General features: G+C 72.1%; 9 protein-coding genes and 1 pseudogene. 7 read left to right on the top strand and 3 right to left on the bottom strand.

Annotated features, from left to right (window positions below):
- Positions 1 to 131 precede the first annotated feature (131 nt).
- Together Aco04nite_RS11065 and Aco04nite_RS11070 are read right to left on the bottom strand one after the other, a co-directional pair.
- Positions 132 to 2,579: an ABC transporter permease gene (locus Aco04nite_RS11065; RefSeq protein ID WP_212997100.1), complete on the bottom strand. Its 2,448-nt coding sequence runs from the start codon at positions 2,577 to 2,579 to the stop codon at positions 132 to 134.
- Positions 2,576 to 3,301 (bottom strand): ABC transporter ATP-binding protein, encoded by a 726-nt coding sequence (locus Aco04nite_RS11070; RefSeq protein WP_212997101.1) that lies wholly within the window; start codon positions 3,299 to 3,301, stop codon positions 2,576 to 2,578. The genes Aco04nite_RS11065 and Aco04nite_RS11070 overlap by 4 nt, the downstream gene beginning before the upstream one ends.
- Before the next feature lie 144 nt (positions 3,302 to 3,445).
- Between Aco04nite_RS11070 and Aco04nite_RS11075 the strand changes: the two genes are divergently transcribed.
- Genes Aco04nite_RS11075 through Aco04nite_RS49565 form a run of 3 tightly spaced genes read left to right on the top strand, consistent with a single transcriptional unit; the run spans position 3,446 to position 5,621 of the window.
- Complete coding sequence (locus Aco04nite_RS11075) at positions 3,446 to 4,777, top strand: sensor histidine kinase (protein ID WP_244875887.1); 1,332 nt, start codon at positions 3,446 to 3,448, stop codon at positions 4,775 to 4,777.
- Complete coding sequence (locus Aco04nite_RS11080; RefSeq protein ID WP_212997102.1) at positions 4,774 to 5,442, top strand: response regulator; 669 nt, start codon at positions 4,774 to 4,776, stop codon at positions 5,440 to 5,442. The genes Aco04nite_RS11075 and Aco04nite_RS11080 overlap by 4 nt, the downstream gene beginning before the upstream one ends.
- A 53-nt stretch (positions 5,443 to 5,495) precedes the next feature.
- The gene (locus Aco04nite_RS49565; protein ID WP_280519333.1) at positions 5,496 to 5,621 is read left to right on the top strand and encodes a hypothetical protein; all 126 of its coding nucleotides are present in this window, start codon (positions 5,496 to 5,498) and stop codon (positions 5,619 to 5,621) included.
- Positions 5,622 to 5,747: 126 nt separating this feature from the next.
- Here Aco04nite_RS49565 and Aco04nite_RS11085 read toward each other — a convergent pair whose 3' ends face one another.
- Positions 5,748 to 6,170 carry an SMI1/KNR4 family protein gene (locus Aco04nite_RS11085; protein WP_212997103.1) on the bottom strand — a complete coding sequence of 141 codons (423 nt, stop codon included), beginning with the start codon at positions 6,168 to 6,170 and terminating at the stop codon, positions 5,748 to 5,750.
- A 159-nt stretch (positions 6,171 to 6,329) separates the two neighbouring features.
- On the opposite strand from Aco04nite_RS11085, the gene Aco04nite_RS11090 reads away from it, so the two are divergent.
- From Aco04nite_RS11090 to Aco04nite_RS11105, 4 genes and pseudogenes are all read left to right on the top strand, one after another.
- A complete protein-coding gene (locus tag Aco04nite_RS11090; RefSeq protein WP_212997104.1) occupies positions 6,330 to 7,826 on the top strand; it encodes a GMC family oxidoreductase in 1,497 nt (498 codons plus the stop codon).
- A gap of 22 nt (positions 7,827 to 7,848) precedes the next feature.
- Positions 7,849 to 8,799, top strand: a pseudogene (locus tag Aco04nite_RS11095) (quaternary amine ABC transporter ATP-binding protein); the annotation flags it as partial.
- A 215-nt stretch (positions 8,800 to 9,014) separates the two neighbouring features.
- On the top strand, positions 9,015 to 10,904 hold the full coding sequence (locus tag Aco04nite_RS11100) for an ABC transporter permease (RefSeq protein WP_212997105.1): 1,890 nt from the start codon (positions 9,015 to 9,017) through the stop codon (positions 10,902 to 10,904).
- Positions 10,901 to 13,255: a GcvT family protein gene (locus Aco04nite_RS11105; protein ID WP_212997106.1), complete on the top strand. Its 2,355-nt coding sequence runs from the start codon at positions 10,901 to 10,903 to the stop codon at positions 13,253 to 13,255. The genes Aco04nite_RS11100 and Aco04nite_RS11105 overlap by 4 nt, the downstream gene beginning before the upstream one ends.

A 13,255-nucleotide genomic window follows, 5' to 3' on the forward strand; every position in this document is an offset into this window, starting at 1 on the left:
GCACAGGTCAATGCTGAGCCGGCGGGTCAGGAGCATCGGGGCGGGCATACCTATTTCCTATAGCCGAAATAGGAATAGCGCAAGGGCGAACCGGGAAAACTGTCGTACCCCACATCCAGAGTCGACGGTGGCTACTCCGTGCGCAGGGCCGTCACCGTGCGGGTTCGGGCCGCCCAGCCGGCCGGCAGCAGGGCGCCCGTCACCGCGATGACCAGGCCACCCACGGCCAGCAGGAGCACCACCCCGGGGCCGTAGGCGTCGACGACCGACGCGGGCAGGGTGAAGCCCGTGCCGCGGCCCATCGCGCCGAGGACCGTGCGCTGGACCAGGACACCGACGGCAACTCCCGCGACGCCGCCCGCCAGGCCGGTGAGCACCACGGAGGAGATGACCATCGCGATGGTCTGCCGGGGAGTCATGCCCAGGGCCTTGTGCACGCCCAGGTCGTGGACGCGGTCCCGGGTCTCCAGGACGACCGTGTTGAGCACGCCCAGGCCCGCGACGACCACCAGAAGGACGGTGAGCAGCGCTGCCAGGGCGTCGATCAGGACCAGCATCTCCGGTGGGTCATGGTCGACTTGGTCCGCCACGGCGCCGAGGGGCTCGAGGGCTGTGCTCAGCGCCGCGGCGTACTCGTCGATGTCTGTTCCGTCCTTGACCGTGATGTAGTAGGCCTCCGGGGTGAGGCCGAGTGTCGCCTGGTCGGTGAGGATCTGCATGCCGTCCTCGTCGATGTTGAAGGCCTCCCCGACGATGCGGACCGGGATGTCCCTGCCCTCGCTGCCTTTGCTGGTGAGGGTCACCTGGTCGCCGACCTTCTTGCCGGTCGCCGTGAGGAACGGGGTCGCGACGACGATCTCGCCGGGTCCGCGGAGCCATCTCCCGGAGACCATCCGGTAGTAGCGCGACGCATCCGGGCCGGTGAGTCCCATGGCGGTCAGCTGCCCGGTCGCGCCCGGGGTGGTCACCTCGGTGCGGGCCGTTCCCAGGTAGCCGCTGGTGCCGGGCTGCGCGTTGATGGCGGCTGCGACCTTCGCGGGGTCGCTGATCGCCGGCGGCCCGTCCTGCGCTCCTGGGGGCTCTGCCCTCGGCGGGTCTGCTCCCGGCGGCTCTGCTCCCGGCTCCGGCCTCTCTGCCGGGGCGGTGACCGGCCTCTCTGCCGGGGCGGTGACCTGGACGGCGGCGATGTCCTCGACCTCGTCGATGCGGCTCAGCGACGTCGCCAGGCCCACCGCGAACGTCACGGACGCGGCGCCGAACGCGATCGCGGCGATCATCCCGGCCGAGCGCATCGGCCGGGTGAACGGGTACGCCAGGCCGAGACTCACCGGCCGGCTGAGCAGCGGGATCCGGCCGGCCAGCCGGGACGCCCACCGGCCGCGACCAGCACGCGGGGTGCGGCCCACCGCGAGCGCGTCGACCGTGCGGAGCCGGCCCGCCCGCGCGGCCGCCGCCCACGCGGTCAGCGCCACGACGGCGAGGATGCCGGCCACGACCAGGACACCGACCCAGGGAGCTGTGCCGCGGTCCGTCGTACCGTAGAGATCGTTGGTCTTGGTGATGACCGGCAGAGTGCTCAGATATCCGGTGCCGAGACCCAGGACGGCGCCGGCCGCTGCCGGAATCAACGCCTGCATCACGTACGCCCGGACGACCTGCCCCGGCGTGAACCCGAGCGCCTTCAGAATCCCGATCCGGCGAGTCGCGGAGGCCACCGCGCCGGCGATCACGTTCCCTACGATCAGCACCGCCATCACGACGCCGAGCAGCCCGAACGCGATCAGGAACGGGATCAGCAGCACCGTGTCCCCGACGACGTCACGACGCACGGCCAGCCAGGACGTCGCGCCGGTCAGCGCGCCGGCGGGCAGGCCGGCGGCGATCGCCTCAGTGCCCGCCTCTACCTGCGCCTGCGTTCCGGCGGCCGTGAGGCGGTAGAGCATCTGGTAGCCGGCCCGGCCCGCTGTTTCACTCTGGTTCTGGTTCTGGCTTGCGCTCTGGGCGGTCTGCCAGGCGGTGACCTGGCCGGGCTGGGCCCAGGCGTCGGCGGTGCGGGTGATCGACCGGGCGAAACCCACGACCGTGACGACCGGGTTGCCGGGCACGTCGTCGAGCGTCAGCTCCTCCCCGGTCGTCAGCAGCGGCCCGTCGAACCGGCCGTTCACGGCCAGGACGATCTCCCCGGGACCGGTGGCCCAGCGTCCCCGGGTCAGGGTGAGCTCGTCGACCGCGCTGCCCGGGGTGCCGCGCCCGGCCACTTCCATCGGCGGCATCCGGAACCGCCCGCTGCCCGCGCTGACCGTCGCCAGCGGGAACGGCCCGGCCACGGCGGCCACCCCGGCGGCCGTTGCGGTCCCGGCCAGCTGTGCCGGAGTCGCCTTCGCAGCATCGATCCGCGCCGCCAGATGCGCACCGTGATGCTGCTGGAAAGCCCGCTCGAACGGCCCCCGCGACGCCACGGCCAGCGAGGCCCCGAGCACCGCCGACGTCACGGCAACCATCACCACGAGCACGGTGACGATCGTCGGCACCCGCCGCCGCGCCACCCCCGACCGCACCACCCTCCCGAGCGCACTCATCGGCCACTTCCCGCTGCATAGTCGCGGCCGTCTGCGGTGACGCGGCCGTCTGCGGTGACGCGGCCGTCTGCGGTGACGCGGCCGTCGAGGAGGCGGATGGTGCGGGTGGCGCAGGCGGTGGCCAGGGTCAGGTCGTGGGTGACCAGGATGATCGTCTGGCCGTCGGCGTGCAGCTCGGTCAGGAGTTTGCGGACCTCCTCGCCCGAGGCGGTGTCCAGGGCGCCGGTCGGTTCGTCGGCCAGGAGCAGGGCGGGGTTGTTCATCAGCGCCCGGGCGACCGCGACCCGCTGGCGTTCCCCGCCGGAGAGCCGTCCCGGGTAGGCGTCCGCGTGCCTCGAGACGCCGAGACGGGCGAGCAGGTCAGCGGCGCGGCGTTCGGCGTCGGCGCGGCCGGTTCCGGCGAGCTGGGCGGGGAGCAGCACGTTGTCGGCCACGGTCAGGTCGTCGAGCAGGTTGAAGAACTGGAAGATCAGGCCGATCCGCGCCCGGCGGTAGCGGGCCGAGGCCGCCTCACCGAGACGGTCGACCCGGACCCCGTCGACGGTGACCGTGCCCGTGGTCGGGTGATCCAGGCCGGCGACGAGGTTGAGCAGCGTGGACTTGCCGCTGCCGGACGGGCCGAGGATCGCGACCGCCTCGCCCGGGGCGATGCTCACGGAGATGTCGTCCAGTGCCGGCGGGCCCTCGTCGTAGCGGCGGGTCACATCACGCAGTTCGATCATGGAAACTCCAAGGTGGAAGAAGATCCCGACGCTAGGAGTACGGGGTGGGCGCGCGCGTCAGCATTGAGTCGTCATCCCTGCGATGTACGCGGACCCGACCTGCGACGGATACCGCCCGGGCGGGCGGGCGGCCAGAATGGAGCGGTGAAGCCGCGACTCGTGAAGGACCCCGGGCTGCCCCCGCCGCTGTCCCGGCGGGGCTGGCTGTTCGACGCGCTGCTCGCTCTCGGCATGGGCCTGATCGCCATCCAGGCGGGTGACTCCAGCTACGAGGACGCCCCCGCACCCTGGCCGGGTGTGCGCGGTGACGTGCCGGCCCCGCCGGTCGGTCCGACCGGTCCGGGTCAGAGCGTGTGGCCGCCGCTGCTCCCGGTCGAGGAGCACATGACCGGCGGGACGGTCGCGCTGCTGCTGCTCGTGGTGGCGCCGCTGGCGTTCCGGCGCCGATACCCGCTGGGCACGCTGTGGGCCGTGCTGGTCCTGGCCGTCGCGGTCCAGGACGATCCCGCCGCGCTGCGGTTGTCGTTCTTCGCGTGTGTCGTCGCCGGGTACAGCGCCGCGGTGTTCAGCCCCTACCGGCTGCCCGCGCTGGCGAGCCTGCCCGTGGCCGCGATCCTGCACACCGCGCTGCAGACCGATGCCAGCTCGGTGTCCGACGGCGCCATCCCGTTCCTGATCATGCTGCCGATCGCGGTCGCGGCGTACGGTCTGCGCCGCTGGCGAACCCGGGCCGACGAGAGCCGGGAGAAGATGTCGATGATGGAGCGCGAGCGGATCGAGGCGGTGCGGCGTGCCACCGAGCACGAACGCGCCCGGATCGCCCGGGAGCTGCACGACGTGGTCACGCACAACGTCAGCGTGATGGTGATCCAGGCCGGGGCGGCGCGCAAGGTCATGGACGCCGCCCCCGATCAGGCCCGGGAGGCCCTGCTCGCGGTCGAGGCCGGTGGCCGGTCGGCGATGACCGAGCTGCGCCAGGTGATGGGTCTGCTCACGATGCCCGGCGACGAGGACGACGGGCTCACCCCGCAACCGGGCCTCGACGGGCTGGACGAGATCGTGCGGCGGACCCGGGCTGCGGGCGTACCCATCGACCTCGCCGTGACCGGCGACCGGCGCGAGGTGCCCGCCGGGGTGGAACTCGCCGTCTACCGGCTGGTCCAGGAGGCCCTCACCAACGTCGTCAAGCATGCCGCCGGCGCCCGCGTCCTGATCCGGATCGGCTACGCCGACGACGGCCTGGACGTCGAGGTCGCCGACACGGGCGGCCGCACGACCACCACACCCGGCCCCGGCCCCCGCCCCGGGCAGGGTCACGGCCACGGGCACGGGCACGGGCACGGGCACGGGGACCGTCCCGGGCACGGGCACGGCCTGATCGGGCTCCGCGAACGCCTCGCCGTCTACGACGCGGCGCTGCAAGCAGGCCCGGCCCCCGGCGGCGGCTGGTCGGTCCACGCCAGGATCCCGGCATGACAGCGGCCCTCGGGCAGAGCTCGGTGCCGCGGGTGGTTGTCGCCGATGATCAGGCGTTGGTGCGGGCGGGGTTCCGGATGATTCTCACGGCTGACGGCATCGAGGTGGTGGCCGAGGCGACCAACGGCGCCGAGGCCGTCGACGCGGTGAGGCGGCACCGGCCCGACGTGGTGCTGATGGACATCCGGATGCCCGGGACGGACGGTCTGGCGGCGACCCGGCAGATCATGGCAGGTCGTGACGCGACGCCGCGGATCATCATCCTGACGACGTTCGACCTCGACCACTATGTCTACGCGGCGCTGACCGCCGGGGCGAGCGGCTTCCTGCTCAAGGATGTCACCCCGGAGCACCTCGTCGGTGCCGTGCGCCTGGTGCGCGACGGTGATGCCCTGCTCGCGCCCTCGATCACCCGGCGCCTGGTCGAACGGTTCGCCCGCGGCGAATCCGAGCCGCCACCCGACCTCGCGGGGCTGACCAAACGGGAGCTCGAGGTGCTCGCCCTGCTGGCCCAGGGCCTGAGCAACGCCGAGCTGGCCGCCCGGCTGTACCTCTCCGAGGCCACGGTGAAGACCCACGTCGCCCGCATCCTGGGCAAACTCGGCCTGCGCGACCGGGTCCAGGCGGTCGTGGCGGCCTACCGCACCGGCCTCGTAACCCCCTGACCGGCGTGGTGTCCCGTACGACCGGCCGTGCCGCGCGGAGCGCGGCAGGGTGAGTGCCGGGCCGCCGACGGGCCCGTGTCCGCGTCCGCGGGCACCGGGTCGGGTTGTCCGCCGGGGCGCAGGTCATCCACGTCCACGCCGGGCTGCTCGACCTGACGACCGGCCTGGTGGAGCGCTGACCCGACCGGGTAACCCCTTACCAGCCTGGCACCCTGAGCGGCCTGGCGCCCTGAGCGGCCTGGCGCCCTGAGCGGCCTGGCGCCCTGAGCGGCCTGGCGCTGCCGTAGGGCGCGCGGCCACGGCTCCTAGAAATAGTCCTCGATCAGCACGCGGGTGAAGTAGTCGGCGAGGTCGACGGCCACCGGGCGGCGTTCGTCGGTGTCGCGGTCCCAGACGAGGATGTGGGCCGGGCTCATCGCGTCGTACGCCACGCGGTCGTTGCCGCCGCCGCTGTCGCCGAAGACCACCAGGGTTTCGCGTTCCTTGAACTCCGGCAGCTCGCGCAGCTCGGTGTTGTCGTGCACGATGCGCGCGACCGGCCATACGAGGTCCTGGCCGTCGGGGGCCCGGATGCCGTCGGACTCGGCGAGCATCGCCACCAGGTCGTCGGGCAGGGGGGCACCGAGCAGGTCACCCGCTGCCGACAGCGCGCCTGGTGGCGCGCCCTCGGTGAGCTGGGCGGACGGCAGCACCGCGAGAACCACATCGCGCCAGGAGACGGCCAGCATGGTTGGCATCCTACGAGAGGGCCGGGGCAGGATCCGAGGGTTTGTTGCGCATAGGTAAAAGTCTGCGTTGACCATTGACCCTCGACAGTGGATCACCCGAAGCTGTGACCACACAGCGACACAAGGTGGTGGCGACAGCTGGAAACGGCCGAGTACGACGTGGTCATCGTGGGGGGCGGAACCGCCGGTGCGGTGGTGGCTGCCAGGTTGTCGGCCGATCCGGGGCTCCGGGTCTGCCTGATCGAGGGTGGCCCGTCCGATGTGGGCGACCCGCGCATCCTGCAGCTGCGCAATTGGCTGAACCTGCTCGAATCGGAGTTCGATTACCAGTATCCGACCGTGCCGCAGCCACGGGGGAACTCGCACATCGTGCACTCTCGGGCGAAAGTGCTCGGCGGGTGCTCCTCGCACAACACCATGATCAGCTTCCTGCCCCCGGCGGAGGACTTCGCCGACTGGGTGGCCGCGGGGGCGTCCGGCTGGTCGTACGACCAGATGCTGCCCTACTGGCAACGGCTGGCGATCAACATCGTCCCGGTCCGGGAACGCAACGCCCTGGCCGTCGACTTCATCAGCAGCTGCACCAAGGCGCTGGGCGTCCCTGTGCGCCCGGACTTCAACGCGCAGCCGTTCTCCGACGGCACCGGCTTCTTCCCCGTCGCGTACTACCCCGACTCGGGCATGCGCTCGTCGTCCTCGGTCGCCTACCTCCACCAGGTCCTGGGCCGGCCCAACCTGACGATCCGCACCGACACGTGGGCGTACAAGCTGGAGACCGACGGCGACCGCGTCACCGGCGTGCACGTTCAGAGCGGGGACCAGACCGAGATCATCAGGGGCGGGGAGTACGTCCTGAGCGCCGGCGCGATCGACACCCCGCGACTGCTGCTCCTGTCGGGCATCGGGCCGGCCGAGCAGCTCACCGCGCTCGGCATCGACGTGGTGGCGGACGTCCCCGGCGTGGGCGAGAACCTGCTCGACCACCCGGAGTCGCTGATCCTCTGGGAGGCGTCGCGCCCGGTCCCCCCGGAGACCGCGATGGACTCCGACGCGGGGCTCTTCGTCCGCCGCGACCCGGAGGGCACCCGCCCCGACCTGATGTTCCACCTCTATCAGATCCCGTTCACCACCAACACTGAACGCCTCGGTTACGACGTGCCGATGCACGGCTTCGGGATGACCCCAAACGTGCCACGCCCGCGCAGCCGGGGCCGCATGTGGCTGACCAGCGCTGACCCGCACACGAAACCGGCGCTGGACTTCGGCTACTTCACCGACCCGGACGGCTACGACGAGCAGACCATCGTCGACGGGCTGCGACTGGCCCGCGAGGTCGCCGCCACCGAGCCGTTCGCGAGCTGGATCACCCGGGAGATCGCGCCCGGGCCGGAGCTGCAGACCGACGAGGAGCTCTCGGCGTACGGAAGGGCCGCTCACCACACCGTCTACCACCCGGCCGGGACGTGCCGGATGGGCGCGGCCACCGACGAGCTCGCCGTGACCGACCCGGAGCTGCGGCTGCGCGGCTTCACCAACGTCCGGATCGCGGACGCCTCGGTCTTCCCGGCGATGACCTCGGTCAACCCGGTCGTCGCCGTCCTCATGGTCGGCGAGAAGGCAGCGGACCTCATCGCGGGCCACGACACCACCACCTGACATCGACCCCGAGGGACCGGACATGCCCACCACCATCGACGTGGACCACCTGTGGAAAGTGTTCGGCCCCCGGCCCGACCGCGTCCCCGGCTCGCCACTCGCCGACCTCTCCCGCCCGGACCTGCGCACGAGGACCGGCAACGTCGTCGCCGTGCACGACGTCAGCTTCGCCGTCGAACAGGGCGAGGTCTTCGTCGTCATGGGCCTGTCCGGCAGCGGCAAGTCCACCCTGGTCCGCTGTCTCACCCGCCTGATCGAACCCACCGCCGGCGAGGTCCGCATCGACGGCCGACCGGTCCGCGAGATGAACCCCAAGCAGCTGCGTGACCTGCGCCGCCACGGCGTCGCCATGGTCTTCCAGCACTTCGGCCTCCTCCCGCACCGCGAAGTGATCGACAACGTGGCATACGGCCTGGAGATCCAGGGCACCTCCCGAGCCGCGCGCCACAAACGCGCCGGCGAGGTCCTCGACCTGGTCGGTCTGACCGGGCACGAACACCAGTTCCCCGACCAGCTCTCCGGCGGCATGCAGCAGCGCGTCGGCCTGGCCCGGGCGCTGGCCACCGACCCAGCCGTCCTGCTCTTCGACGAGCCGTTCAGCGCCCTCGACCCGCTCATCCGCCGCGACATGCAGGCCGAGGTGCGCCGGCTGCACGCCGAGGTCGGCAAGACCCTCGTCTTCATCACCCACGACCTTTCCGAAGCCCTCACCCTGGGCGACCGCATCGCCGTCATGAGAGACGGCGCCCTCGTCCAGGTGGGTACGCCCGAAGAACTCGTCGGCGCACCCGCCGACGACTACGTCACCGATTTCGTCCGCGACGTCCCCCGCGCCGACGTCCTCACGCTGCGCTGGATCGCCCGCCCTCGCCGCGCCGACGAGACCCCCGACGGCGAACCCCTGCCGGAAGGCACCCTCATCCGCGACGCCATCCCCCGCATCCTCCGCGCCAACGGCCCGGTCCGAATTGTCCCCAGCCCAGGCGCAGGCGGTGCAGGCGCGGGAGGGGCAGGCGCGGGAGGGGCAGGCGCGGGCGGAGTGCGGGCAGGCGGGTCGGGGGCGGCTGGACCGGGCAAATCCGGGACAGGCGGGGCCGGGGCGCGAGGAGACTACTCGGGCGCGGACCTGGTTGTCGGGGTCGAGGAGTTGCTGCCCGTCATCGCGGGGCACGGCGATCGGGTGCCCGCGTGACCGCCGCTTCCGCGTCGTGGACGGGCCGGATCTCGCGCCTGCCCCGCCCGGGGAAACGTACCTATGTCGGGGTGCTGGCCCTGGTCACCGTCGTCGCTTATCTGGGCGTGCGCACGTCCGGGGCCGCGGACAGTGACAGCAGCGCGGCGTTCCGCTTCTTCACCGACGTGCGCACCTGGGTCGACGACAACCGGGACACCAGCCCGGTGTTCCTCTACGGCATCAACTACGTGCGGCTGGGCGTGGTCGAGCTGGTCGGCGCGGTGCAGTCGCTGCTCTACGCGCTCGGCGGCGCCGGGCTGGTCGCTGCCGCCGGGGCGCTCTCGCTCGTGCTGGCCGGGTGGCGGGCCGCCGTGCTCGCCGTCGCCGGGTTTCTCAGCCTCGGCGTGCTCGGGTTGTGGGACGAGAGTGTCGACACGCTGGTCCTGACGCTCTCCGCGGTGCTGCTGTCGGTGCTGATCGGGGTGCCCATCGGGGTGCTCGCCGCCCGGGTCCGCGCGGTCGGGGCCGTGCTGCGCCCGGTGCTGGACGTCATGCAGATCATGCCGACGTTCGCCTACCTCGCCCCGATGACGCTGCTGTTCCTGATCGGCTCGCCCGCCGCGGTGATCGCCACGCTGATCTACGCGCTGCCGGTGACGATCCGGATCACCGCGCTGGGCATCCGCGAGGTCTCCCCCACGACCGTCGAGGCAGCGACCGCGCTCGGCTCGACGCGCTGGCAGGTGCTGCGCAAGGTGCGGCTGCCGACGGCCGCGCCCGCGATCGTCCTGGCCGTCAACCAGACGATCATGATGGCGCTGTCCATGGTGGTCGTCACCGCACTGATCGACGCGCCCGGGCTCGGCGAGAACATCATCCAGGCCCTGGAACGGGTCAACGTGGGCGCGGCGTTCGACGCCGGCCTCGCCATCGTGATCCTCGCCATCGTCCTGGACCGGGTCACCACCCGCGCCGCGACCTACCGCCGCCGCGGGATCCGGGTCACCGCCGCGGCCGTGGCCGCCGCCGTCGTGGTCGCGCTGATCCCGTGGGGCGATTCCTTCCCGACGTTCTCCTTCGCGAAGCCGGTCAACGACCTGTCCCACTGGGTGGAGTTCCACTGGTACGACGCGACCGAGGCGATCAAGAACGCCGTCAGCGCCGCCCTGCTCAACCCGCTCGAATCCGTGCTGACCACCACCCCCTGGTGGTTCTTCGTGCTGGTCGTCGCGGTCTTCGGCACCTTGGTCAGCGGCTGGCGCTCCGCGGTGATCGCCGCCCTGGCCGCCGCGGGCATCGCCGGCCTCGGCCTCTGGCTGCACGCCATGCAGACCCTCGCCACGGTGCTGGTCGCCACGCTGGTCACCATGGCGCTCGGCGTCCTGCTCGGGGTGCTCTGCGCCCGTCATGACCGCTTCGCCGCCGGGTTGCGCCCCCTGCTCGACGCCGCGCAGACCATGCCGTCCTTCGTGTATCTGCTCCCCGCCCTGGCGCTCTTCGGCGCCACCCGGTTCACCGCGATCGTCGCCGCCGTCATCTACGCCGTCCCCCCGGTCGTCCGGCTGGTCGAACGCGGCATTCGCGACGTCCCGGCGACCGTCGTCGAGGCCGCTCTCTCGGCCGGTTCGACGCCCCGGCAACTGCTCTGGAAGGTGCAGCTGCCCATGGCCCGCTCCGGTCTGCTGCTGGCCGCGAACCAGGGCATCGTCATGGTCCTCGCCATGGTCGTGGTCGGTGGCCTGGTCGGCGCCGGCGCGCTCGGATACGACGTCGTGGCCGGTTTCGCCCAGCGCGAGGACTTCGGCAAGGGCCTCGCCGCGGGCTTCGCGATCGTGCTGCTCGGCGTCCTGCTCGACCGTCTCACCCAGGGACTCTCCCGGACCCCCGCGAAAGGACACTCATGACAGACCGGTCGCCGCGCAAGATCGTGATCATCGGGGCGGGGATCGTCGGGTGCGGGCTGGCGGACGAGCTCACCCGTCGCGGCGAGACCGACGTGACGGTCCTGGAGCAGGGTCTCCTCGAGGACACCGGCGGCTCCAGCTTCCACGCGCCCGGCCTGGTCTTCCAGACCAACCCGTCCAAGACGATGGCGGAGCTCGCGCGTTACACCGTCGAGAAGTACGCCGAACTGGGCTGCTTCGACGCCGTCGGCAGCCTCGAGGTCGCCACCACCCCGGAGCGCCTCGCCGAACTGCACCGCCGGCACGGTTTCGCCACGTCGTGGGGCATCGAGGCGTCGCTGCTCGGCCCCGAGGAATGCGCCGAGCGATACCCGCTGCTGGGCGACGCCGTGTTGGGCGGCCTGCTCGTGCCCGGGGACGGCCTGGCCCGAGCCTCCGCCGCCTGTCACTTCCAGGCCCAGCTCGCTATCGACCGGGGCGCCCGTTTCCTCGGCGGCCAGCGGGTCGTCGAGATCTCGCAGCAGGACGGGCGGGTCACCGGTGTCCGCACCCCCGACGCGTTCCACCCCGCGGACGTCGTGGTCAGCTGCGCCGGGTTCTGGGGACCGGTCATCGGTGCGCTGGCGGGGGTGACGATCCCGCTGCTGCCCATGGCCCATCAGTACGCCTACTCGTCCACGCAGGTCGAGCTGCCCGAGACCATCCTGCGTCACCAGGACCGTGACCTGTACTTCCGCTCCCACGGCGCGCAGCTCGGCATCGGCTCCTACCTGCACCGCCCGATGCCGGTGGACGTCGCCACCCTCGACGGCTCGATCATGGCCTTCACCCCGGCCGACTTCGCCGAATCCTGGCAGGCGGCCACCGAACTGCTCCCGGTGCTGGCGGACGGGCAGGTCGACCGCGGCTTCAACGGCGTCTTCAGCTTCACCCCCGACGGTTTTCCGCTGCTCGGCGAGGCCCGGACCCTGCGCGGCTTCTGGACCGCCGAGGCCGTCTGGGTCACCCACTCCGCCGGCGTCGCCCGGGCGATGGCCGAGTGGCTCGTCGACGGGCGGCCCGCCGTCGACCTGCACGAGTGCGACCTCAACCGTTTCGACGCGGCGCAGCTGTCCGCCTCCTACGTTCGGGAACGGTCCATCCGCAGCTTCATCGAGGTCTACGACATCGTGCACCCGCTCGACCCGCCGTCGGTGCGCGGACTGCGGGTCAGCCCCTTCCAGGAACGCCAGGAAGCCCTCGGCGCCGTCTTCGGCGAGGCCGGCGGCTGGGAACGCCCGCTCTGGTACGAGTCCAACGCCGCCCTGCCGGCCGTCACCACGCCGCGCGACGAGTGGTCCTCCCGGCACTGGTCGCCGATCGCGGCGGCCGAGGCGCACGCGACGCGTAACGGGGTCGCTCTCTACGACATGACACCGCTGACCCGGCTCGAGGTCATCGGCCCGGTGTCGTTCCTGCAGGCGCTGACCAGCAACGACGTGGACCGCCCGGTCGGCGCGGTCGTCTACACCCTGCTGCTCGACGACACCGGCGGCATCCTGAGCGACATCACCGTGGCCCGGCTCGCCGGGGACCGTTTCCAGGTCGGCGTCAACGGACCCCTCGACCTGGACCGCCTGCTGCGGCTCGCCCCGACCGGCGTCACCGTCCGCGACATCACCGGCGGGACCTGCTGCCTCGGCGTCTGGGGCCCCCTCGCCCGGGAGCTGGTCGCGCCGCTCGCCGACATCGACGTGTCGCACCGGGGCTTCGGCTACTTCAAGGCCCGCGAGGGACATCTCGGGGACGTCCCGGTCACCATGCTGCGCGTCTCCTACGTGGGTGAGCTCGGCTGGGAGGTCTACACCCGTGCCGACCTGGGCCGGCGGCTGTGGGACACGCTCTGGGCGGCCGGTGCCGCGCACGGCGTGATCGCGGCCGGCCGGGCCGCCTTCACCAGCCTGCGCCTGGAGAAGGGCTACCGGGCGTGGGGCGTCGACATGACCGCCGAGCACGACCCCTACGAGGCCGGGCTGGGCTTCGCGGTGCGCCTCGACCGCGGTGACTTCACCGGCCGGGCCGCTCTCACCGACCGGCCGCCGCCGCGACGCAAACTCACCTGCCTGCTGCTCACCGACACCGGGGACGTGCCCATGGGCCGCGAACCGGTCTATGTTCGAGGTGTTCCGGCCGGTTACGTCACCAGTGCGGCCTACGGTCACACCGTGGGGGCGCCGATCGCCTACGCGTGGCTGCCGGCCGGGCTGACCGTGGGTGACCCCGTGCGGATCGGCTACTTCGACCGTCTCCTCGACGCGACCGTGGCAGCGGAGCCGCTGGTCGACCCGAAACACGAACGCATCCGGCGATAG

Source organism: Winogradskya consettensis (assembly GCF_018332715.1).
In the GTDB taxonomy this organism is placed as follows: domain Bacteria; phylum Actinomycetota; class Actinomycetes; order Mycobacteriales; family Micromonosporaceae; genus Actinoplanes; species Actinoplanes consettensis.

Excerpts from the sequence above, each read along its gene's own strand:
- Aco04nite_RS11065 (WP_212997100.1), bottom strand. The coding sequence starts at position 2,579 with ATGAGTGCGCTCGGGAGGGTGGTGCGGTCGGGGGTGGCGCGGCGGCGG.
- Aco04nite_RS11070 (WP_212997101.1), bottom strand. The coding sequence starts at position 3,301 with ATGATCGAACTGCGTGATGTGACCCGCCGCTACGACGAGGGCCCGCCG.
- Aco04nite_RS11080 (WP_212997102.1), top strand. The coding sequence starts at position 4,774 with ATGACAGCGGCCCTCGGGCAGAGCTCGGTGCCGCGGGTGGTTGTCGCC.
- Aco04nite_RS11085 (WP_212997103.1), bottom strand. The coding sequence starts at position 6,170 with ATGCTGGCCGTCTCCTGGCGCGATGTGGTTCTCGCGGTGCTGCCGTCC.
- Aco04nite_RS11105 (WP_212997106.1), top strand. The coding sequence starts at position 10,901 with ATGACAGACCGGTCGCCGCGCAAGATCGTGATCATCGGGGCGGGGATC.